This window comes from Muriicola sp. E247 (genome assembly GCF_041358175.1).
Classification (GTDB): domain Bacteria; phylum Bacteroidota; class Bacteroidia; order Flavobacteriales; family Flavobacteriaceae; genus Muriicola.
The window spans coordinates 1-20,947 of record NZ_JBGKBE010000002.1; the positions used below are offsets into that span (position 1 = coordinate 1).

Sequence of the window (20,947 nt, forward strand, 5' to 3'; positions counted from 1 at the left end):
CATTCAAGCAAGCGAACCACGCCATTGGCGTGATTACTTCCTGTATCCACCCATGCAGCACTTTGTTTGCACGGGCGGGCAGTCAGCAATAGGTCACCGCCTTTTTAACCCTGAAGTAATTCATTTTACTTCAGGGTTTTTTTATGCATCAGCCCCAACAACTTACCCCATCCTTAACCCAATTACTCCATCGCTAAAAATCTCTTAAAACTACATCTTACCCCGGGGACATAAGTCCCTCTTCCCCCTTACTTAACAAAATATAGGATGACCACGCAACTTCATATCAGAAGACCATAAAATTGAATTTTGCCAACTATTCGTTTTCAACAAACACAAAAGTTTTCATTTTCTTCTATATTTATAACCATCAACTACAGTCTTTATGAGCAATAACCCTCAAGATGAACGGTTTAAAAAATGGTTGGATATTCTCCAGCAAGAAAGTTGGCAACTAGAACTCATCATCTCAGGATTCGCGATCTATGGATTATTTATGATTATAGATCCAATTGAATTAGGTAACCTGCAGGCTCAAAATGACGGTAATACCTATAAAATATTTCTTATGCAAGGCCTGTTGGTCTCCTGGTATATTCTTACAATTAATTTAATAGGTCACGTCATCTTGAGAGGTTTGTGGATTGGAGCAATAGGCCTGCGATATGTATCTGGTGAAATTGACTATGATAAGTTAGCCTATAGTCCAAAATTCACAAGGCATCTTATGAAGCGGGTAGGATCTTTTGATAATTATGTCGCTACCTTGGAAAAATATTGCAGTATAATTTTTGCTGTAACCTTCCTGCTGGTCTTTTACCTATTAGGTCTCCTCGCAATTGCTTTTTTGTTTACCCTAATTGGCTTGTGGATCGATAAAGAGGATACACCAGACTGGGTGCGCTACGGTGTGGCAGTACCAGCACTGTTATTTTTAGTAATTGGCGTATTTCTCACCTGTATAGATTTTATCACTCAGGGATGGTTGAAAAAGAAAAAATGGACCACCTGGTTCTACTATCCTGTTTATTGGATATTCAAGTACATCACTCTTAGTTTCCTCTACAGACCAATGGTCTACAATTTTCTTGATACCAGGTTTGGAAAGCGTCTGAGTATGATAATTGTTCCCTTGTACATAGGAATTACCTTGGTTGCGGCCACAGGATTCAGTACATCTAATTACCTTGAGGAAGAAATGAGTTCGAATTATTATATTGCCAACAGCGATAATTATACCGACCTGATTGAGTTCAATAATTCATTTGCGGACAGAGCCGCTATACCTTCCAAAGTCATAAACGACCCTTTTTTGAATGTTTTTGTCGTTTATGGCAGCTCAGTAGAGGACGATGTTTTTTTCTTTAACCAAGAGCTGAAACCTGATGAAGATCGACGCGGAATTCATTCAGCGTTTTCCGACGGGGTATTATCTTGGTCTGAACGACGTAATTTAAAGGATTACATCACAACTATTGAAGATATGTATACACTTTCAATTGATTCTTTGACCTTTAAACCTGAATTTGTATTCTCCCAAAATCTGCAGAGACAATTGGGCTTTGAAACATTTCTCGATCTGCAGGCAGTTCCAAATGGCAAACACGTACTAAAAGTACAACGGAAAGACCATCGAAAGGATAGCGTCTACACCCGCACCATTATACAAATTCCCTTCTGGCACTTCAAAAACAAGTGATCACTTGATTGAGTTTACAACTGTATGAGTCAACCCTCAAACTATCATAAAGAAGAGAAATTAAATACCCTCTCACACGCTTTAGGTATTGTTTTGGGCATTATAGGCCTGTTCTTGCTTTGGAATAAACACGACCCTACGGTAAACTGGTCTACCCTCAGTATTTTGGTTTACAGCTTTTCTGTGATTCTTCTTTTTACTGCCTCCACATTATATCATAGTGTAGATGACCCTAAAAAAAAACAACGGCTGAGGGTACTTGATCATATAAGCATTTACTTTCTCATTGCTGGAACCTATACCCCTGTAGCCCTTATAACTTTAAGGGATTCCCAGGGCATCCCATTATTTTTTGTAGTATGGGGAGTGGCCATCGCCGGAACGCTGTTTAAAATATTCTATACCGGTAAGTTAGAATGGCTCTCACTAATGCTCTATCTGGTCATGGGTTGGCTTATCGTCTTTGATTTCAGCTTCCTATGGTCACAACTCAGCTCAGACGGGGTTTTATTGTTATTCCTCGGCGGTGCTTTTTATACCCTCGGAACTGTATTCTATGCCATTCGCCAGATTCCGTATAATCATTTTATCTGGCACTTGTTTGTCCTGGGCGGAGCACTAAGTCATTGGTTTCTCATCTACAAAGATGTCCTCTAAGGCAGCAGGTATTCCCTATAATCATCAAAAAATGATTCCATCAATTCCATTTTTTCCCTGAGAAATACCATTGCCTCTTCCCATGTATCTTTGTCGTGAATACATACACCTTCTTTCTGTACATGGATCCTGGCAATCCTTTTATTGTTCTCGAGGGCATAGGCCGAATCGTATGTTGCTCCAGGCAGATAATCGTTAATGAGTATTGATTTCAGGGAAACAAGCTTATCCCACAAGGCCTCTCGCTTTTCCTCTGCGAGGTCCTCAATGTCTAATGAGACCATCGCTTTGTGTAGATCAAAATGGAATTTGAGAACAAACCCTTTGATCCCGGTTTGATAAAGCCTCCATTTTCTAGGAAAAGACTTACCAAATGAGATCCAGAATTGTTCTCGGAGCAGTTTTGATTCTTTTTTGGAAAACATTCTAAATAAAATAAGCCATCACAATTCCCAGAAAGATCACAATCAATTTTCTCAGATTAAATGTATGCCCCTGAGAACTTTCAAAGAGGATGACCGTAGAAATGTGGAGTAATATTCCAATGACTACAGCTGTGATCTGGGCTTTGTAAAGAATCAGAAACTCCAGATGTGTGGCCAGCAGGCTGCCGAAAGGTGTCATAAGGGAAAATAACAGGATAAAGACAAAAGCGGTTAGTTTATTCCTTTGGGAGTTGAGCAAAAACGTACTTAAAATCAAGGCAATAGGGATTTTATGAACCAATATTCCGAATAAAATGGGATTCGCATCGGTAAGGGGTAATCCCTCCATAAAAGCATGTATACTTAAACTGATAAAGAGGACCCATGGGAAAACTTCTTTTTGCTCATCCCAGTGCATATGCCCGTGTTCGGCACCTTTCGAAAAGAATTCAAGAAAGATCTGAATCAGGATACCGGCCATAATAAAAACACCCATCGCCCTGGGATCTGATGAGTCGTAAACCTCAGGTAAAAGGTCAAAAATGGTAAGGGCAAGCAGGAACGCCCCCGAAAAAGCCAGTAGCAGTCGGAGCCCGAGCATTTTTTTAGGTTTAGTAATGGCCACAAAACCAAAACTCAGGACTACTGTCAGGATTAAAAGAAGATAACTCATATTACGGAATCCAATTGACGGGAACCATTTGTCCACAAGGCCCAAATTTAGCGTATTTTTACGGCTAGATATGGATGGAAATGAGTAATAATTTTAAAATGGTCGCCAAAACTCTCTACGGATTTGAGGAGATACTGGCTAAGGAGTTGAGGAATTTAGGTGCGATGAACGTAGTTCCCGGGGTAAGGAGCGTTTCTTTTGAAGGTGACACTGGGTTTATGTACAAGGCAAATCTTTGCCTGAGGACTGCAATAAAGATCATCAAGCCCATTGCCAGCTTTAGAATAAGAGATGAAAATGAACTCTATAAAGAGATATATGCCATGGACTGGAAGGCCTATCTCTCTGCTGATACCACTCTTGCCGTGGATGCCACGGTACATTCGGAAAAGTTTACCCATGCCTTATATGTTGCTCAAAAAACCAAGGATGCCATAGTAGACAAAATCCGTGATGAATCAGGGGAAAGACCCGATGTAGACCTTAAGTCTCCTGATCTACGTATCAATATCCATATTCAGAAAGATCAATGCAATGTATCACTCGATAGTTCCGGAGCTTCACTTCACCACAGAGGCTATAAAACAGCCACAAATATTGCCCCGATCAACGAGGTGCTGGCTGCCGGCTTGCTGCTGCTCAGTGGATGGGACGGACAATGCGATTTTCTCGATCCAATGTGTGGTAGCGGTACCATCCTAATTGAAGCGGCCATGATCGCCTGCAATATCCCTGCTAATATCAATCGAAAAGGTTTTGCCTTTGAAAAATGGTCCGATTTTGACCAGTCGCTTTTCGAAAAAATAATCAGTAGCAGTCTGAATAAAACAAGGGAATTTCACTTTAAAATTAAGGGCTATGACAAAGCTCCTTCAGCTGTTCAGAAGGCCGAGGACAATGTGGCCAACGCAAATTTATCAGAGTATATTAAAATTGAAAGGCAAAATTTCTTCCTCAGTGAAAAGTATACAGAAAAGCATCTGCATATGGTTTTTAATCCTCCCTATGGGGAACGACTCAATATTGAAATGGAAGATTTTTATGCCAATATTGGCAATACGCTCAAACGTCAATATCCAGGAACAGATGCCTGGTTCATTACCTCAAATCTGGAGGCTCTGAAACATGTCGGACTCAGGCCATCGAGAAAAATCAAACTATACAATAGTCATCTCGAATCGAAATTAGTGAAATACGCGATTTATGAAGGGAGTAAAAAGGCAAAGTATAATGAAAACCATCGGACTCAGAATTCCTGAGGCCTCCCGAAATTTTCAGCAAAAATTTTAGTTTCCACTGGCCGGCGTTCTACTTGGTTTTTTACTCTTTCGGTATAGTGGGAGAAAATAAGTAATGCTGTAATTGTAGCCCACCCCAAAATTACTCCCATCCGTTACCTTGTTAAATCCGGGGATCCAAAGGTTCGGAAAATTTTCAGCCTCCTTATTACTGATCAGAAAACCCAGCCGTACACTGGCCCCAAGGTAAAAATTGGCAAAAAGCTCGGCCTTAATTCCCATAAGTACTTCCAGCCAGCTCGCGTTGAGTCCGCCATATTCCCCGTTGTGCTCTATTCCCTCAGCAAATGCATTAGGTTCCCAGTACCTATTACTGTCGTAGATAAATGAAGAATTGACGGTCTGACTAAAAGTACTGAAAGCATAACGTCCACCGATATAAATCAGATTGTTCATACCATACCAATTTTCATAGGTATTGAGATCAACCCCAAGTTTCAGGTAACTGCCCGAGGTTGTAAAATTATACAAGGCTGTAGAACTCGCAATATCAATATTGGTCAGTTCTTCCTGACTCGTTCTTTTTTCATTTCCCAGTTCCCCGGCAAGGTACAGGCGTTGTGTGAGGCGGTAATCGGCAACCAGCTCTAATCCTGTATAATCATCGTTTAAGAAAGATAATGCTAGTCGACTCAAATCAACCCCTGCCCTCAAACCATAAGGTTGTTTGTTTGAGGTAGTATCTTTTTGCTGCAGGTTAAGTGGCTCAGACTGTGCATGGACAAAAAACCAGCAACAGCATAACACCCCACTAATGAAATATTTTAACATGCGCATTGAGTTGTGAGGTTACTAAGGTGTCTGCTATTTCAATATTTTGTATCCAATTCTCCGAATCGGTGGTAAGATTGTCTTCCATCTCACTGAAATTGGCAACAAAGCCACAGGCACGGGAGATAAATACTTCCCGAGTTATATAATTGAATTGCAGGGTATCGATATTCCCGGTTTCATTTTCCTCCTCATCATCCGCTGAATTGAGTATTAACTGGAATTGTGTATCGCCATAATTTACTCGCAATGGAATGGCAACTGAATCAGTTGTTGAGCGATCCGTGAAGGTGTCTACAGGGTCCCCGTTTCCAATTCCTATGATCCTGAGATTTGTAACGGATTTTACATTACTGGTATCTGTGGCGTCATAAAACCTAAGGATCAGAAGGGGAGTATCACCATCCACACAGATATCATCCTTTTCACAAGAAACGGCACCTATGAAGAAAATGAAGGTGAATAGCCCGAGATGAATGGGTTTTACAATGCGAATAAAGCATCTGAAAATTCGGGGAGTGAAGCTCATTCTATTCTTTGCGTTTTTCCAAAAGTACAACATTTTCTACGTGATGCGTCTGGGGAAACATATCAACCGGCTGCACCCTGAGTATCTCATAATCCTCCTTCATCATCTCCAGATCACGTGCCTGGGTTGCACTGTTGCAACTCACATAAACGATCCTGTGCGGGGACATTTTAAGAATTTGAGCAACAACATCTTTGTGCATACCCTCTCTGGGCGGATCTGTTATCAGGACATCCGGAATTCCGTGTTCCTGCACTATTTCGTCGCTCAATGCCGATCTCATATCCCCCACAATAAATTCAGTATTGGAGATCTTATTCTCGCTGGCATTGACTATTGCCGCGGAGATGGCGTCAGGCACGATTTCAATTCCCACCATTGTTCGTGTATTTTTAGCAAGAAATAAGGCAATGGTCCCTGTCCCGGTGTACAGGTCATATACCAGTTCCTTTCCGGTCAGTCCGGCAAACTCCCTTACCACCTCATATAAGGCATAGGCCTGCTCAGAGTTTGTCTGGTAAAACGATTTAGCATTGATCCTGAAGCTAAGCCCCTCCATGGATTCCAGGATAAACTCCCTGCCGTGATAACAATGCACTTCCTGATCATATATCGTATCGTTTTTCTTCTCATTGATGACATACAACAGAGAAGTGACCTCCGGAAACTTATTTATAACATGATCAAGTAGTAGTTTTCTTTGATCGGGTTCATCTTTTGCAAATTGAATCAAAACCATTAATTCACCCGTGGAACTGGTCCTTATCATCAGGGTTCTTAGAAGTCCCGTCTGACTCCTCGGATTAAAAAAAGCTAGCTTGTTCTTTGTTGCAAAATGTTTTATCTCCAATCTGATGGCATCAGAAGGATGGGGTTGCAGGTGACACTCATCCAGGTTGAGTACCTTATCCCACATTCCGGGCATGTGAAGGCCAAGGGCATTTCTATCCTCAATACGACCTTCCTGTTTTAACTCTTCGGGATATAACCACCGGGAATCGGAAAATGAAAACTCCATTTTGTTGCGGTAATAGTATTCGGATGGAGCACCGAGAATAGGTTGAATTTCCGGAAGAGTAAGATGACCTATACGTTTCAGATTATTTTCTACTTCACGCTGCTTGAAATACAACTGACTCTCATATTTCATATGTTGCCATTTACAACCCCCACAACTTTCAAAGTGTTTGCATTTAGGAGTTGTGCGACGATCGGATAAAAGGTGAAAATCCGTTGCCACCCCTTCAAAATACGCCTTTCTTTTTTTTGTGGTTTGAACGGTAACAACATCTCCGGGGACTGCATTTGGCAAAAAGATTACCCTGCCATCGGGTGCTTTGGCTATAGCTTTTCCCTTTGAACCTGCATCAATAACCTCAATATTTTCGAAGATTTGCCTCGTGTTTTTTTTGCGCATGACCAAAGGTAAAATCTTTTTAGGGATCGGACGATAGGGAAACAATGAAAAAATCAAGGAGTAGATTAAATCCCTGTAATCAAAGGTGTCTTAATCATATACGAATGTTTTTTGAACCCTTTTATATTTTGTAATTTTGAGGTCTTACGTAGGATGATTTCTCTCCCAAAGAAGGAATGGTTTTAGTTTTACTTAATTCATTACATTATGTCTGTCTTAGAAAAATTGAGCTCTAAAGATGCCATTGCTCTGGAAGAAAAATTCGGTGCCCAGAATTACCATCCACTACCTGTTGTCCTCAGCAGGGGAGAAGGAGTTTTCGTCTGGGATGTTGAAGGGAATAAATATTATGATTTCTTATCAGCTTATTCAGCAGTGAATCAGGGGCATTGCCATCCTGATATCATCGGGGCATTAAAATCACAGGCCGAAAAGCTCACTCTTACATCCCGTGCTTTTTACAACGATATGCTGGGCGTTTATGAGCAGTATATTACTTCTTATTTTGGATTTGAGAAAGTCCTTCCAATGAATACGGGAGCCGAAGCCGTTGAAACCGCTATTAAACTAGCCAGGAAATGGGGATATGAGAAAAAAGGTATTCCTGATAATAAGGCACGTATCATTGTTTGTCAGAACAACTTCCACGGACGTACCATTTCGATTATTTCTGCCTCAAATGATCCGGTTGCTACAGAGAATTTCGGGCCCTTTACACCCGGAATTACTTCAATCAGATACAATGACATTGAGGCGTTGAGAGAAGCTCTTGAAGACCCCAATGTCGCAGCTTTCCTTGTGGAACCCATACAAGGGGAAGCCGGGGTATATGTTCCGGATGAGACTTATCTCAAAACTGCATATGAGCTCTGTAAGTCGAAAAACGTCCTGCTTGTTGCTGATGAAGTTCAAACGGGGATAGCCAGAACAGGCCGGTTATTAGCGAGTTGTGGAAATTGCTCCTGTCCCGACAAGAATTGTAGTGGCAGCCCTGAGGTTAAACCAGACATACTAATACTGGGTAAGGCTATTTCCGGAGGTGTATTTCCTGTTTCAGCAGTTCTCGCAGATGATCACATCATGGAAGTGATCCGCCCTGGAAATCACGGGTCTACATTTGGAGGTAATCCACTTGCATGTGCAGTAGCCATGGCAGCCCTGAAAGTGGTGAGGGATGAGGATTTAGCTGAAAATGCAGATAAACTAGGAAATATCTTCAGGAAAGAAATGGAGCAGTTAGTAAAAGATTCTCCTTTGGTTCGACTCGTAAGGGGAAAGGGATTGCTGAATGCCATCGTCATCAATGATTCTGAAGACAGCTCCACTGCCTGGGAAATTTGTATCGCTTTAAAAAATAACGGTTTGCTGGCAAAACCAACGCATGGAAATATTATTCGTTTTGCCCCACCTCTGGTGATGACGGAGGAACAATTGATGGATTGTGTTCAGATCATCAGAAAAACCATTCTCGAATTTGAAGCGAAGATGGATTAGTTTTATAGGTACTTTGTATATGCCGGAAATAAAAAGACCCTATCGAAAAGATAGGGTCTTTTTGTTATCTGTATAAAGGCCTTATGACCTGACTTCCTTAATTCGGGCTTTCTTCCCGGTCAGTCCTCTGAAGTAGAAGATTCTCGCTCTTCGTACTTTTCCTTTTTTATTGATTTCAATTTTTTGCAGGGCAGGCATATTGATTGGGAAAATTCTTTCCACACCTACTGTTCCAGACATTTTTCTGATGGTGAACGTTTCTGAAGCCCCTGAACCTCTTCTCTGGATAACTACTCCCCGGAAAAACTGGGTTCTGGTTTTTTCCCCTTCCTTGATCTCATAGTAGACGGTAATTGTGTCACCAGCAGAAAATGCGGGAAAGTCTTTTTTTGGAATAAATTCGTCCTGAACAAATTTTATTAACGGTTCCATTTAAATCTTTATTTTTTATTTTTTAAAAGCAACGTTCACGGAGATCGTCAGAGGTTGATTTTAACGACTGCAAAAATAGTCGATAAATCATTACATACAAGGATTTTAATCGAAATTTTATCCTGATTTCGACGAAGGATTACTCCAGCAGATCCGGCCGAAGTTCCTTTGTTCTGAGATATGCCTGTTCCTCCCGCCATTCTTCTATGGCTTTAAAATTACCTCCCAGTAATACTTCAGGTACCTCCAGACCTTTGTATTCCCTGGGTCTTGTATAAACCGGGGGAGCCAGCAAATTGTCTTGAAAAGTATCGGTCAGGGCCGAAGTTTCATCATTGAGTACCCCGGGAAGGAGCCTTATTACCGCATCACATAGTACCGCTGCTCCTAGTTCCCCTCCTGATAACACATAATCTCCGATGGATATTTCTCTGGTGATCAGGGTGTCCCTTACCCTCTGATCAACCCCCTTATAATGACCACAAAGGATGATGATGTTCCCTAAAAGTGACAGGGAATTCGAAATTTTCTGATTTAATGTCTCTCCGTCTGGGGTGAGGTAGATTACTTCATCGTATTCTCTCTCCGATTTTAACTTCCGAATACATTTATCAATGGGCTCTATCATTAATACCATCCCTGCACCACCTCCGAACTGATAATCATCTACCTGTTTATAATTGCCGATGGAATAATCCCTGAGATTGTGAATATGAACCTCTACCAGACCTTTGTCAATAGCCCTTTTCAGAATAGAAGCCTCAAACGGACTCCGGAGGATATCGGGAACAACAGTGATGATATCAATGCGCATTGTGCTTTGTGTATGGGTTATGACCTTCTTTAACGGGCTGTCCAAAAGTAATGAAAACAATGAACATCCTTTTCCCACCCCAGTCGCTCATAAAGAGCCTGAGCCGGATTATCAACCGCTGTTTCAAGGGCCAGGCCTTTATACCCCTGTATCTCACAGAATTGCTGTGCGTGTTTTAATAAAGCAGCCCCAACTCCTTTATTTCGAAAATCGGTTGAGACGTAGAGGTCATTTAGAATATATACAGGCTGGAGGGAGACCGTTGAAAAACTACTGTAAAGTTGTACAAATCCTGCTGTTATACCATCGGTCATTGCCAGAAATATATCAGAATCGTTTTGCTCAAACCTGGTTTTAAGAAATTGCTCTGCAGCAAATTCATCAGAGGCTTGTTCGTAAAATACTCTGTAAGCATCGAGTAAGGGAATAATTACTGGGATGTGCTCTTGGGTGGCTTTGATTATTGAAAAAGACATAAAGCGATAAAAAAAGCTCCTTTCGGAGCTTTCAATTATTTTGATTTACGGTATTTGTTAATCTCATCCTGAAGTTGCCTGCTTATACGCTGCTCTCTTTCAAGGGCCCTTCTTCGATGGTCTTCGTATTCTGTCTCCAGATCCGAGAGATTGCTTTTCGCTTCCTGGGTAAGGACGTTACTCTGCCTGAATTTAAAAATAAAGAGCAATAACAGGAGAAATAGTCCCAGAATTAAAGTCCAGAGTGTTACATTATAAGTTGCTTTTGATACCTGAGCCCCCAGCAAAGACATGCTGTCTTTTTCTTCTGTAACTGCGGTGAGATTTTTTGTGGTCTCTTCCAGTTTGGAATTTAAGGAAGCAATGGTATTCTCCTGAGAAGTTATCACTTGCTGTAACTGACTTGCCTTTTGATTAGCCGCATTGATCGTATCATTGACGTTTTGCCTCAGCTTGTCCAAGTTGAGGGTTCGAACAACCTCATAACGCTTGCCATCAGCACGGTAATTACCGGATTTCTGATAAATATATTCGAATTGCGAATTGATAGTTCCTCCATCGAGTGAAGGTTCCGGGGCACCTTCGCCGGTTTGGGAAAATACTTGGATTCCTGCGAGCAGTGTGAAAGCAATAAATAGCTTACTAAAATATCTCATTTTAGATGGTTCTCTTGTTATACTTCGATTTAGGTAAGGCTAAAGTACTTTTAATATTAGTATTTACGAAAAAAAAGTGAATTAAGATCTTTTGATATGAGGAAAAAGAAGGTTGGTTAAAATCGACTACAATTGCCTGTTAATAATATGTAAACCTTCTGACCTTGGCAATGTACTTTGCCAATCGGATTACCTGATGTGCATACCCATATTCATTGTCGTACCAAACATACAGGACTACATTCTTCCCTTTTGAATCTACAATAGTTGCTTTACTATCATATATAGCAGGGGCAGACGTTCCTATTATATCAGAGGATACCAGCTCATTGCTGAGGGAAAATTTGATCTGTTCTACCAGATCTCCTTCCAGTGCATACTTCTTAATAATTGTATTAATTCCGTCCTTCGAGGTTTTGTTTTTTACTTCCAGGTTAAGTATGGCCAGGGATCCATTAGGCACAGGGACCCTGATAGCGTTGGAAGTAAGTTTTCCATCCAGGGATGGAAGTGCCTTGGCTACCGCCTTACCTGCTCCGGTTTCTGTAATGACCATGTTCAGTGCAGCTGCCCTGCCACGTCTGTATTTCCCGTGCATATTGTCTACAAGGTTCTGGTCGTTTGTATAGGCATGTATAGTTTCCAAATGTCCTTTAACGATCCCCAGGGAATCCTCTACCACTTTTAATACAGGGGTAATTGCGTTTGTGGTACAGGATGCGGCTGAGTAAATTTTTGTGGTATCGGGGTTAAATTCACGTTGATTCACCCCGTGAACGATATTGGGAATGTCCTTGCCCGGCGCAGTTAACAGGACTTTTTCTACACCCGCTGCCTTTAAATGCCGTGAAAGGGATTTTTCATCCCTGTAGGCTCCTGAATTATCAATAACAAGCGCGTTTTGAATGCCATAACTCTTATAATCCACTTCCTCCGGAACACTGGCAGAGATCATATGAACTGTTGTGCCATTAATAACCAGTGCCTTATTCTCGATATCGGCCTCGACGGTGCCACTAAATTGCCCGTGTACCGAGTCGGTCCTCAAAAGTGTTGCTCTTTTTTCCAGAATCTCCTGACTAAGCTCTCCCCGGGTCACAACAGCCCTGAGTCTAAGCTGATTTCCTTTTCCCGTTTTGGCCATTAGTTCTCTTGCCAGCAATCTGCCAATACGTCCAAATCCGTATAGAACCACATCTTTTGGTTCAATTTCCTTACTTTTTTTTGCGTCCTTGAGTTTGTCAACAACAAAGGCCTTTACATTACTGTACCGGCCTTCATCTTCAGAATGGTACTCATAGGTGAGTTTTCCAATATCGAGCTTAGAAGGGGGTAATTTCAAATCATCTATCGCTCTTAGAATCTCTACCGAATCGAATATAGAGATAGGTTTTTGCACAAATTGCCCGGCATATTCGTGAAGGTTAATGATATCACTTACGGGTTTGTCGATGATCTGATTTTTGAAAAGGACCACTTCTATCGCCCTGTCATACCAGAGGTCACTAATGATCTTAATAAATTCTGTAGTCGCTTTTCTTCGATCGGCCTGAAAGGCCAACTCCTTTTCATAGGATGAAAAATTGTTCATTGAGGCAGTTGTTTATTTTTTTGCAAAATTATAGATTTCAAACGTTTTCGCCCAAGGATAAGTAATTAAAAAAAGCGCATCGTTTCCGATGCGCTTTCCAGCTTCTTTAATAATTGCAATTACTGGAAAATAACTCTTTCTCTTTCACCGTCTTTATTCAGTAAAGTGATTACGGTTTTTCCGTATCGGGTTATCTTTCCAAACTCAATCCTCGCGTCCTGAATATTATTGATGGCTTCTCCGTCAATTTCCAGAATGATACTTCCTTCGAGTTCGAGTCCATCCCTTCTATACGTTTCTGGGATACCGGTAATTTTAACCCCCTTGTTAATCTTAAAGAGTTTTTTGTCCTTTTCGGTGAGATTCTTTACTACGAGGCCCATTACCGGTACTATGAGCGACTGCCTTTCTTTTAAGGTAACGGGGAAAATCATCGTTTCATCATCTCTCTCCACAGTTACCTGTACCTCATCCCCTGGCCTTTTTGTACTTATATATCCGGTAAGGTCTGCAAATCTCTGAATTTTAATGTCATCGATCTGTTTGATGATATCTCCCGTTTTTAGTCCGGCGTCATCAGCTCCCGATTCTTCTTCTACTGTTCCGACGTATACCCCTTCAATTTCATTAATTCCATTTTCAATGGCATAGGGAGTATTTATCCTCGGAGCAGAAATACCAAGCATACCTTTTTGAACATTCCCATACTCGAGAATATCTTCAACCACCTTTTTTGCAATATTGCTGGGCACGGCAAAGGAATAACCCACATAAGAGCCTGTCTGAGAAGTAATTGCTGTATTAATTCCGATCAGATCACCATTTGTATTCACCAGGGCACCGCCGCTATTTCCGGGATTTACGGCCGCATCTGTCTGTATAAATGACTGTTCTGAATTTCCCAGGGCTCGTGCTTTGGCACTGACAATCCCTGCAGTGACTGTTGAAGTTAGATTAAAAGGGTTTCCTACCGCAAGTACCCATTCGCCCACTTTGGTATTATCAGAATCACCAAATGCCAGGTAGGGGAGGGAGCGGTCAGCATCGATTTTAATAAGTGCAATATCCGTGTTGGGATCTGTGCCTATTAGTTCTGCGTCGTACGACTTGTTGTTGTTTAGGGTAACCTTTAGCTCGGTCGACTTGGCAATCACATGGTTATTGGTTACAATATATCCGTCAGGTGAAATAATTACTCCGGATCCCGTTCCTATTTGCGGAACCTGACGTGGCTCGGAGCCGTAAAAGAAATCTAAAAAACTAGGTGCTTTGTTGAGGGTCAGGTTTTTAACATGCACTACTGCATTTACCGTATTTTCGGCAGCCGTGGTAAAATCGACGGCGTCAATGCCGGCTCCAGCTGAAGAAACAGGGGTACTACTTGTTTTAAATACAGGCATTTCACTTTCGGTGAACGCAAAAGTTGATTTTTCCTTTTCAATAAATAATTTATAGCCTCCCAGGGTGATTGCACCACCGAAGATGGCCACCATTAGTAAACTTGTAAATCGTTTCATACGTCTTTTGATTTTATTCAACTTAAAATTAAAGGTTTTATAATGATCACATTGTTCTTTAACGCCTTTTTAACTGCTAAAAATACCTTAAATAATGTCCTATCTTTGTACCTTGATCTTTGCTATGGAGTTCGAATTTTACAAATATCAGGGCACGGGTAACGACTTTATCATCTTTGATAATCGACAGGAAGAATTCCCCAAAAACAATACCAATCTTGTGGAACAATTATGTGACAGACGTTTTGGCATTGGAGCTGATGGTCTTTTGTTACTTGAAAATGACAAGTCGGCAGATTTTAAAATGATTTACTTCAATGCCGATGGAAATATTGGATCGATGTGTGGTAATGGCGGTCGGTGTTTGGTTGCCTTTGCGCGGGATCTGGGCGTGATCGAGAAAGAAACCACTTTCCAGGCCAGCGACGGGCTTCACCAGGCTTCAATTATAGAGGAAATGGTGGCATTAAAGATGTCTGACGTGGGAAGGATTAGTAAAAAACGCAACGCGTATTTTCTGGATACCGGCTCACCTCACCATGTTCAGATTGTAAAAGACTTAAACTCCCTGGATGTTGTCAGGGAAGGCAGGAGGATACGATATGGTATTTATGGAGAAAAAGGAAGTAATGTCAATTTTGTAGAACAACTTGCACCAGATTCCTTTTGGGTGCGGACCTATGAACGCGGAGTAGAGGATGAGACCTATTCCTGTGGAACCGGGGTAACGGCCGTGGCTCTTGCGATGCATTTTATTTCCAAGACGGAGGCAGATAAGATACATATCAAAACAAAAGGTGGTGACCTTAGTGTCACTTTCAAAGCAGTAAAAAAGGGGTATGAGGATGTAGCACTTGTAGGACCCGCAACTTTTGTATTTAAAGGTCTGATAAAGTGGTAGAACTAAAAGGTAAGAAAGTGATTCTCAGAGCTCTGGAACCAGAGGACCTTGATTTTTTATACCTCCTGGAAAATGACACCCGATTATGGGAAATAAGCGGCACACAGCAGCCTTATTCCCGGCATGTCTTAAAAGAGTATTTAAACAATGCCCACAGGGATATTTATGAAGTAAAGCAGTTGCGCCTGGCAATTTGTGATATTGATGGTTCCCTGATAGGTTTGATTGATCTATTTGAATTTAATCCTAAACATGAACGTGTAGGCCTGGGACTGGTCATCCTCAAGTATGAGGATCGCAAAAAAGGGATGGGTATGGAAGCAGTAGATCTGGTAACAAAATTTGCTTTTACATCCCTGAATGTCAGGCAGGTATATGCCAATGTGATGGAAGATAACCATCCGAGTATCAAGTTATTTGAAAAACTTGGCTTTACAAGGACAGCTGTTAAAAAGGAATGGATCAGATGGCAGGGATCTTATAAAGATCAGTATCTCTTTCAAAAATTTAACCCGTTATGTACTTAAAAAGAATCGTGATTACCGTATTACTCCTGGGAGTTCTGGGAGGAGGAATTTTTGTTTATTATGTGTATTCCGCATTTTTCTCTCCAAATACGGCATTTGAAAATAAGGAAGCTTTTGTCTACATTCCTTCAGGGGCAGATATGGCAGATCTCAAAGAGCAATTAGAGCCTTTATTAAAAGATTTTAGTGCCTTTCAGTCCGTGGCGGAAAGAAAGCAATATCGCATTAAAGGGGGGAAGTATATTCTCAGGAAGGATATGAGCAATAATGATATCGTAAATACCCTTCGCAGCGCTAATACTCCGGTAATGGTCTCATTTAATAATCAGGAATCCCTACAGGCTCTGGCAGGTAGAATTTCTACTCAAATTGAAGCGGATAGTACTTCTCTGCTGGAGGTTTTTCGAGATAGCCAGTTTCTCAAGGAACGAAATCTCACTCCTGAGACCAGTTTGGGTCTTTATATTCCTAATACTTATGAATTCTTCTGGAATACATCGGCACTCGATTTCAGAAACAGAATGGAAAAGGAATATGACAGGTTCTGGAATAAGGATAGGATGGCGAGAGCCAAAGATTTAGGAATGGACCGGGAAGAAGTTATTACGTTGGCTTCAATAGTTCAGAAGGAAAGTGCAAAAGTAGACGAAAGGCCCAGGGTGGCTGGTGTATATCTGAATCGTCTGAGACGGGGTATGGCCCTCCAGGCTGATCCCACTGTCATTTTTGCCCTTAAGCGAAAACTCAATAACTGGGACACAATTATTCGCCGGGTACTCTACAGGGATCTCACCATCGATTCTCCTTATAATACGTATCGCTATGCGGGCTTACCCCCGGGTCCTATTGCCATGCCTGATATTTCAGCGATTGATGCCGTTTTAAACGCTGAAGAGCATGATTACTATTACTTTGTTGCAGACGTTGAGAATTTCGGATATCACAAATTTGCTGAAGACCTGGTACAGCACAACCGAAATAAACAGCAATACGTCCGGTGGATAAATAGCCAAAATATTAACAGGTAGGAATTTTATCGGTTAAAATTATCCATTTGTCCTAAAAGTATCATAAAACTCCTTCTTCCATGTGGATGTAAGAAAAAAGCTGCATTATCTTTGTATTGTGAAATTTAAGCAAGTCCTTTTTGGATCATAAGTCTTAAGAAAACACATATATGAGAAAGTGGATAAGTTTACTCTGTCCTCTTATCATGATTTTAATGTTAGCGAGCTTTGGTACTTCCCCAAAGAATACAGTAACAGTACCTGAGGCGCTGATCGTTAGAGAACCTACTCCGGTTTTGTTTCCCAAAGACAAAACCAATATGCCTTCCTCAATGGTGATACCGCCCTTTGTGGGTAGTTCTTTTGTGGGATTTAAAGAGGCCTTGGCTTTTAAAGAATCACAGGGAGACTATTTTATAATTAACACTTTAGGTTATCTGGGCAAATATCAATTCGGTATTGGTACCCTCCAGCTTATGGGTGTTTACAATGCCACTCAATTCCTTAACGATCCCACTTTACAGGAACGCGTGTTCAGGACTAACCTGGCCCGAAATAAATGGATACTCCGAAGAGATATCCACAGGTTTGTAGGGAAAAAGGTAAAGGGAATTGAGATCTCAGAATCCGGTATCCTGGCTGCCGCTCACCTGGCAGGGCCCGGCAACGTTAAGAAGTTTCTCAGGTCATATGGGCAATGGGATGTAGAGGACGCTTATGGTACTAGTATATCTAATTACCTTAAACAATTCTCAGGATACGATGTTTCCGTAATTATTCCACAAAGGAATCCACAGATTTAGAACTTAAGAGGTCTAATTAGAAATCGCAAATAAAGTCTTCAGGCAAGAAGTAAAAAGATCGCAGGCCTTTTGTGCAGATCGGGAGTCTCATGCCTCCATTCTTCAATCGACTTAGTGCGAATATATTCCCCGGGAAGAGTTATGTCTGCTGCAATGCAGAGCAGGGTAGAAGGGGAGAGGACCTTGACAAGATCTTGAAATAATTTGTCATTCCTGTAAGGGGTTTCAATAAATAACTGGGTTTGGTTTATTTCCCTAGAACTACGTTCTAAAGCTTTCAGGCTCTTTTTTCGATCCGTTGCATCTATTGGAAGATAGCCATGGAAACAAAAATTCTGCCCGTTTAAGCCACTGGCCATCAAGGCCAGGATAAGTGATGAAGGGCCTACCAGGGGCACCACCTGAATATTCTTTTCATGGGCAATCCTAACGACTTCCGCTCCGGGATCCGCAACTGCGGGACTTCCCGCTTCCGACAGAACTCCAACGTGATTTCCTTTTAAACAAGGATCTAGAAAGGCGGGTATGGTATCGGGTTCAGTGAATTTGTTTAATTGTTCTATATGCAGGGAGGGTTGTGATTTTCTGGGGGCAATAGTTTTTATAAACCGTCGGGCGGTTTTTTCATTTTCCACGATATAGTAATCGATAGCCTCAATAGCCTGTTTGATGGAGATCGGAAGGACTTCCAGGGGTGCCGTACCCCCAAGGGTAGTGGGGATCAGGTATAATTTTCCAGGAGTTTTATCCGATTTGCTCATCAACTTAAACTAAAGTTCGTTTACCAGTTTTTCACATGCCTGATCGAGTAGTTGAAAGACCAGTTCAAACCCATCGTGACCCCCATAATATGGGTCGGGTACTTCGGCAGGTGAAGATTCAACTCCCTCCAGAAGTAGCCTAACTTTAGCCCGATAAGTTTCATCTGGAGCAAGGGCTAAGACATCGGTGTAATTAGCCTTGTCCATTACAAATATGTGATCGAACTGAAAGTAGTCCTCCCTAATAAATTTACGACAGCGTTGCTGACTGATATCGATGTTGTATTTTTTTGCCGTATCAATCGATCTGGAATCTGGGGGATTCCCCACATGATAGCCCGCCGTACCGGCAGAATCAACCTCAACTTTATTGGGATCGACTTTTGATCTGAGTATACCTTCGGCTAATGGGGATCTGCAAATATTACCCAGACACACCATGAGCACTTTCTTTTTCATACCAGTTTAGGAAAACTTCTTGGTCAGATCTTCTATGTACTTTCTGAATTGTTTATCGGTTTCCGCGAGGTTATCCACGGTCTTACAAGCGTGCAGGACGGTAGCGTGGTCTCTCTTTCCAATCTGGGATCCAATGCTGGCTAGTGAGGCTTTTGTAAATTTCTTGGCAAAAAACATAGCCAATTGTCTGGCCTGAACAATGTGACGTTTTCTGGTCTTGGATTGAAGGGTTGCCACGTCCATTTCAAAGTAATCTGAAACTACTTTCTGGATGTAGTCAATTGAAACTTCCCGCTTAGTATTTTTTACAAATTTTTCAACGACCTGTTGCGCTAATTCGAGGGTTACTTCACGTTTGTTAAAGGAAGATTGGGCAATCAATGAAATTATCGCTCCTTCCAGCTCCCGAATGTTCGTCTTTATGTGTTTGGCAACGTATTCAATGATATCATCGGGCATTTCCACCCCGTCTCTGTACAATTTATTTTTGAGAATTGAAATCCTTGTTTCGTAATCCGGGTTTTGTAGCTCAGCAGATAAGCCCCATTTAAATCTCGACAATAATCGCTGTTCTATATCCTGCATATCTACAGGCGCTTTGTCTGAAGTGAGGATTACCTGTTTGCCATTTTGATGCAAGTGGTTAAAAATATGGAAAAATACATCCTGAGTTCCTGATTTTCCGGATAGGAATTGTACATCATCAATGATAAGGACATCGATCAGCTGATAGAAATGAATGAAATCGTTTCTGGTATTCTTTTTAACCGACTCGATATATTGCTGGGTAAATTTCTCTGCTGATATATAAAGTACCGTTCGTTCCGGATATTTGTCTTTGATATCAACTCCTATGGCGTGGGCGAGATGTGTTTTTCCCAATCCTACCCCTCCGAAAATTAATAATGGATTAAAAGAAGTGCCTCCGGGTTTGTTTGCCACGGCCATTCCTGCCGATCTGGCCAGTCGGTTGGAATCTCCTTCCAGGAAGTTTTCGAAGTTATAATTGGGATTGAGTTGTGATTCTATTTTGATATTTCGAATCCCGGGAATTACAAAAGGGTTCTTGAGTTCCGGATTTTTTGATTTTACAGGCACATCCATCTCCTGTGTACTAACATTACCACGGTTGGTACTGGGTATACGTTCTGTAAAAGGTTCTTTGTTCCCGTAAGTGTTCTCCATTTTAATAATGTAAACCAATTTGGCCTGCTCTCCGAGTTCTTTTGTGAGGGCAACTTTTAGTAATTTCACGTAGTGTTCTTCCAGCCATTCGTAGAAAAATTTACTGGGAACCTGAATACTAAGCGCTTTTTCGGAAAGTTTTACGGGTTTGATAGGTTCAAACCACGTTTTGAATGCCTGCGGTTGGATGTTATCTTTGATAAATGCCAAACAATTGTTCCATACGGAATTAGCAGTAACACTCATTTTAAAAACGCTCTATTTTTGTTGGTTAGTGATTTAAGCCAGTTGGTTCGAGAAAGTGTCGTGTAACTTTCTTTTAGAGTGAGACAAATATGTGAACAAAAAAGCTAAAAAAAAAATCATTTGAGGTTGAATTTATCCTTTTTTTTTCGCATGTTCCGGCTCATAATTCCTCCTTTCTAAATATATAGTTTTTAACTGAAAAATGGGGTATCAAAATAAATTTTCTTTTCGAGTTCGATATGGGGAAACAGACCAGATGGGAGTGGTCTACCACGGTAATTATGCCCAATACCTGGAGATGGGCAGGGTAGAGTGGTTGAGGTCCCTGGGATTTTCTTACAAGCAGATGGAAAAAGACGGAATCATGTTGCCGGTAATTTCCTTACAGATGGATTTCAAAAAATCGGCAACCTACGACGACCTGATCACGGTCATTACCCGACTTTCAAAACCGCCCCTTGTTAAAATTGAATTTGAATATGAAATTCGCAATGAAAAAGACGAATTGCTGGTTACTGCCAGAACGGTATTAGCTTTTATGGATATGAAAACCGGGCGCCCCATAAAATGCCCCGATTCCATATTACATCGTCTCAAATTGGACTAGTA

General features: G+C 41.3%; 24 protein-coding genes. 10 read left to right on the forward strand and 14 right to left on the reverse strand.

The genetic code is table 11. The annotated features are described in order from the left end of the window. The 3 genes from ACA086_RS03510 to ACA086_RS03520 form a co-directional block, all read left to right on the forward strand. Window positions 1–208 (forward strand): hypothetical protein (locus tag ACA086_RS03510; RefSeq protein WP_371001968.1); only part of this gene is annotated, 208 nt, incomplete at its 5' end. 177 nt (window positions 209–385) lie between these two features. Continuing rightward, window positions 386–1,699, forward strand: a complete 1,314-nt coding sequence (locus tag ACA086_RS03515) for a hypothetical protein (protein ID WP_371001969.1) — start codon at window positions 386–388, stop codon at window positions 1,697–1,699. 24 nt (window positions 1,700–1,723) lie between these two features. After that, the gene (locus ACA086_RS03520) at window positions 1,724–2,356 is read left to right on the forward strand and encodes a hemolysin III family protein (protein ID WP_371001970.1); all 633 of its coding nucleotides are present in this window, start codon (window positions 1,724–1,726) and stop codon (window positions 2,354–2,356) included. Here the strand turns inward: ACA086_RS03520 and ACA086_RS03525 are convergent. Together ACA086_RS03525 and ACA086_RS03530 are read right to left on the reverse strand one after the other, a co-directional pair. Continuing rightward, the gene (locus tag ACA086_RS03525) at window positions 2,353–2,781 is read right to left on the reverse strand and encodes a DUF4268 domain-containing protein (protein ID WP_371001971.1); all 429 of its coding nucleotides are present in this window, start codon (window positions 2,779–2,781) and stop codon (window positions 2,353–2,355) included. The genes ACA086_RS03520 and ACA086_RS03525 overlap by 4 nt on opposite strands. Before the next feature lies 1 nt (window position 2,782). Further along, window positions 2,783–3,454: a ZIP family metal transporter gene (locus ACA086_RS03530; RefSeq protein WP_371002471.1), complete on the reverse strand. Its 672-nt coding sequence runs from the start codon at window positions 3,452–3,454 to the stop codon at window positions 2,783–2,785. A gap of 80 nt (window positions 3,455–3,534) precedes the next feature. Here ACA086_RS03530 and ACA086_RS03535 point away from each other — a divergent pair, with 80 nt between their 5' ends. Next, window positions 3,535–4,713 (forward strand): class I SAM-dependent RNA methyltransferase, encoded by a 1,179-nt coding sequence (locus ACA086_RS03535; RefSeq protein WP_371001972.1) that lies wholly within the window; start codon window positions 3,535–3,537, stop codon window positions 4,711–4,713. 27 nt (window positions 4,714–4,740) lie between these two features. Here ACA086_RS03535 and ACA086_RS03540 read toward each other — a convergent pair whose 3' ends face one another. The 3 genes from ACA086_RS03540 to rlmD are packed head-to-tail and all read right to left on the reverse strand — an operon-like array spanning window position 4,741 to window position 7,469. After that, the gene (locus ACA086_RS03540; RefSeq protein WP_371001973.1) at window positions 4,741–5,523 is read right to left on the reverse strand and encodes a DUF6048 family protein; all 783 of its coding nucleotides are present in this window, start codon (window positions 5,521–5,523) and stop codon (window positions 4,741–4,743) included. Further along, window positions 5,504–6,052 carry a DUF6452 family protein gene (locus tag ACA086_RS03545; RefSeq protein ID WP_371001974.1) on the reverse strand — a complete coding sequence of 183 codons (549 nt, stop codon included), beginning with the start codon at window positions 6,050–6,052 and terminating at the stop codon, window positions 5,504–5,506. Before ACA086_RS03545 ends, ACA086_RS03540 begins: the two co-directional genes overlap by 20 nt. Before the next feature lies 1 nt (window position 6,053). Next, window positions 6,054–7,469: a 23S rRNA (uracil(1939)-C(5))-methyltransferase RlmD gene (rlmD, locus tag ACA086_RS03550; protein WP_371001975.1), complete on the reverse strand. Its 1,416-nt coding sequence runs from the start codon at window positions 7,467–7,469 to the stop codon at window positions 6,054–6,056. Between the two features lie 207 nt (window positions 7,470–7,676). Between rlmD and rocD the strand changes: the two genes are divergently transcribed. Next, a complete protein-coding gene (gene rocD, locus ACA086_RS03555) occupies window positions 7,677–8,963 on the forward strand; it encodes an ornithine--oxo-acid transaminase (RefSeq protein WP_371001976.1) in 1,287 nt (428 codons plus the stop codon). 81 nt (window positions 8,964–9,044) lie between these two features. Here rocD and rplS read toward each other — a convergent pair whose 3' ends face one another. The 6 genes from rplS to ACA086_RS03585 all read right to left on the reverse strand — a co-directional run bounded on the left by rplS (window position 9,045) and on the right by ACA086_RS03585 (window position 14,449). Continuing rightward, window positions 9,045–9,395: a 50S ribosomal protein L19 gene (gene rplS / locus ACA086_RS03560; RefSeq protein WP_371001977.1), complete on the reverse strand. Its 351-nt coding sequence runs from the start codon at window positions 9,393–9,395 to the stop codon at window positions 9,045–9,047. A 139-nt stretch (window positions 9,396–9,534) separates the two neighbouring features. Next, window positions 9,535–10,209: a tRNA (guanosine(37)-N1)-methyltransferase TrmD gene (trmD, locus tag ACA086_RS03565; RefSeq protein WP_371001978.1), complete on the reverse strand. Its 675-nt coding sequence runs from the start codon at window positions 10,207–10,209 to the stop codon at window positions 9,535–9,537. A 29-nt stretch (window positions 10,210–10,238) separates the two neighbouring features. After that, a complete protein-coding gene (locus ACA086_RS03570) occupies window positions 10,239–10,685 on the reverse strand; it encodes an N-acetyltransferase family protein (protein ID WP_371001979.1) in 447 nt (148 codons plus the stop codon). Window positions 10,686–10,720: 35 nt separating this feature from the next. Beyond that, window positions 10,721–11,341, reverse strand: a complete 621-nt coding sequence (locus ACA086_RS03575) for a tRNA (guanine-N1)-methyltransferase (RefSeq protein ID WP_371001980.1) — start codon at window positions 11,339–11,341, stop codon at window positions 10,721–10,723. A 139-nt stretch (window positions 11,342–11,480) separates the two neighbouring features. After that, window positions 11,481–12,932 (reverse strand): glyceraldehyde-3-phosphate dehydrogenase, encoded by a 1,452-nt coding sequence (locus tag ACA086_RS03580; RefSeq protein WP_371001981.1) that lies wholly within the window; start codon window positions 12,930–12,932, stop codon window positions 11,481–11,483. Window positions 12,933–13,051: 119 nt separating this feature from the next. Further along, window positions 13,052–14,449 (reverse strand): trypsin-like peptidase domain-containing protein, encoded by a 1,398-nt coding sequence (locus ACA086_RS03585; RefSeq protein WP_371001982.1) that lies wholly within the window; start codon window positions 14,447–14,449, stop codon window positions 13,052–13,054. A gap of 124 nt (window positions 14,450–14,573) precedes the next feature. Between ACA086_RS03585 and dapF the strand changes: the two genes are divergently transcribed. From dapF to ACA086_RS03605, 4 genes are all read left to right on the forward strand, one after another. Further along, a complete protein-coding gene (gene dapF, locus ACA086_RS03590) occupies window positions 14,574–15,350 on the forward strand; it encodes a diaminopimelate epimerase (protein WP_371001983.1) in 777 nt (258 codons plus the stop codon). After that, window positions 15,344–15,877 (forward strand): GNAT family N-acetyltransferase, encoded by a 534-nt coding sequence (locus ACA086_RS03595; protein WP_371001984.1) that lies wholly within the window; start codon window positions 15,344–15,346, stop codon window positions 15,875–15,877. The genes dapF and ACA086_RS03595 overlap by 7 nt, the downstream gene beginning before the upstream one ends. Then, window positions 15,868–16,905 (forward strand): endolytic transglycosylase MltG, encoded by a 1,038-nt coding sequence (mltG, locus tag ACA086_RS03600; protein WP_371001985.1) that lies wholly within the window; start codon window positions 15,868–15,870, stop codon window positions 16,903–16,905. The genes ACA086_RS03595 and mltG overlap by 10 nt, the downstream gene beginning before the upstream one ends. A 149-nt stretch (window positions 16,906–17,054) precedes the next feature. Next, complete coding sequence (locus ACA086_RS03605) at window positions 17,055–17,687, forward strand: hypothetical protein (protein WP_371001986.1); 633 nt, start codon at window positions 17,055–17,057, stop codon at window positions 17,685–17,687. Between the two features lie 38 nt (window positions 17,688–17,725). Here the strand turns inward: ACA086_RS03605 and ACA086_RS03610 are convergent, their stop codons facing one another. From ACA086_RS03610 to dnaA, 3 genes are read right to left on the reverse strand one after another with little or no spacing between them, the layout of a single operon-like run. After that, entirely contained in the window at window positions 17,726–18,448 is a 723-nt protein-coding gene (locus ACA086_RS03610) for an SAM-dependent methyltransferase (RefSeq protein ID WP_371001987.1), read from the reverse strand. 9 nt (window positions 18,449–18,457) lie between these two features. Beyond that, entirely contained in the window at window positions 18,458–18,907 is a 450-nt protein-coding gene (locus ACA086_RS03615; RefSeq protein WP_371001988.1) for a low molecular weight protein-tyrosine-phosphatase, read from the reverse strand. A gap of 6 nt (window positions 18,908–18,913) precedes the next feature. After that, entirely contained in the window at window positions 18,914–20,338 is a 1,425-nt protein-coding gene (dnaA, locus tag ACA086_RS03620; protein ID WP_369749620.1) for a chromosomal replication initiator protein DnaA, read from the reverse strand. Window positions 20,339–20,540: 202 nt separating this feature from the next. On the opposite strand from dnaA, the gene ACA086_RS03625 reads away from it, so the two are divergent. Next, window positions 20,541–20,945, forward strand: coding sequence for an acyl-CoA thioesterase (locus ACA086_RS03625; RefSeq protein WP_371001989.1), 405 nt, complete (start codon window positions 20,541–20,543; stop codon window positions 20,943–20,945). The last annotated feature ends 2 nt before the right edge of the window (window positions 20,946–20,947 follow it).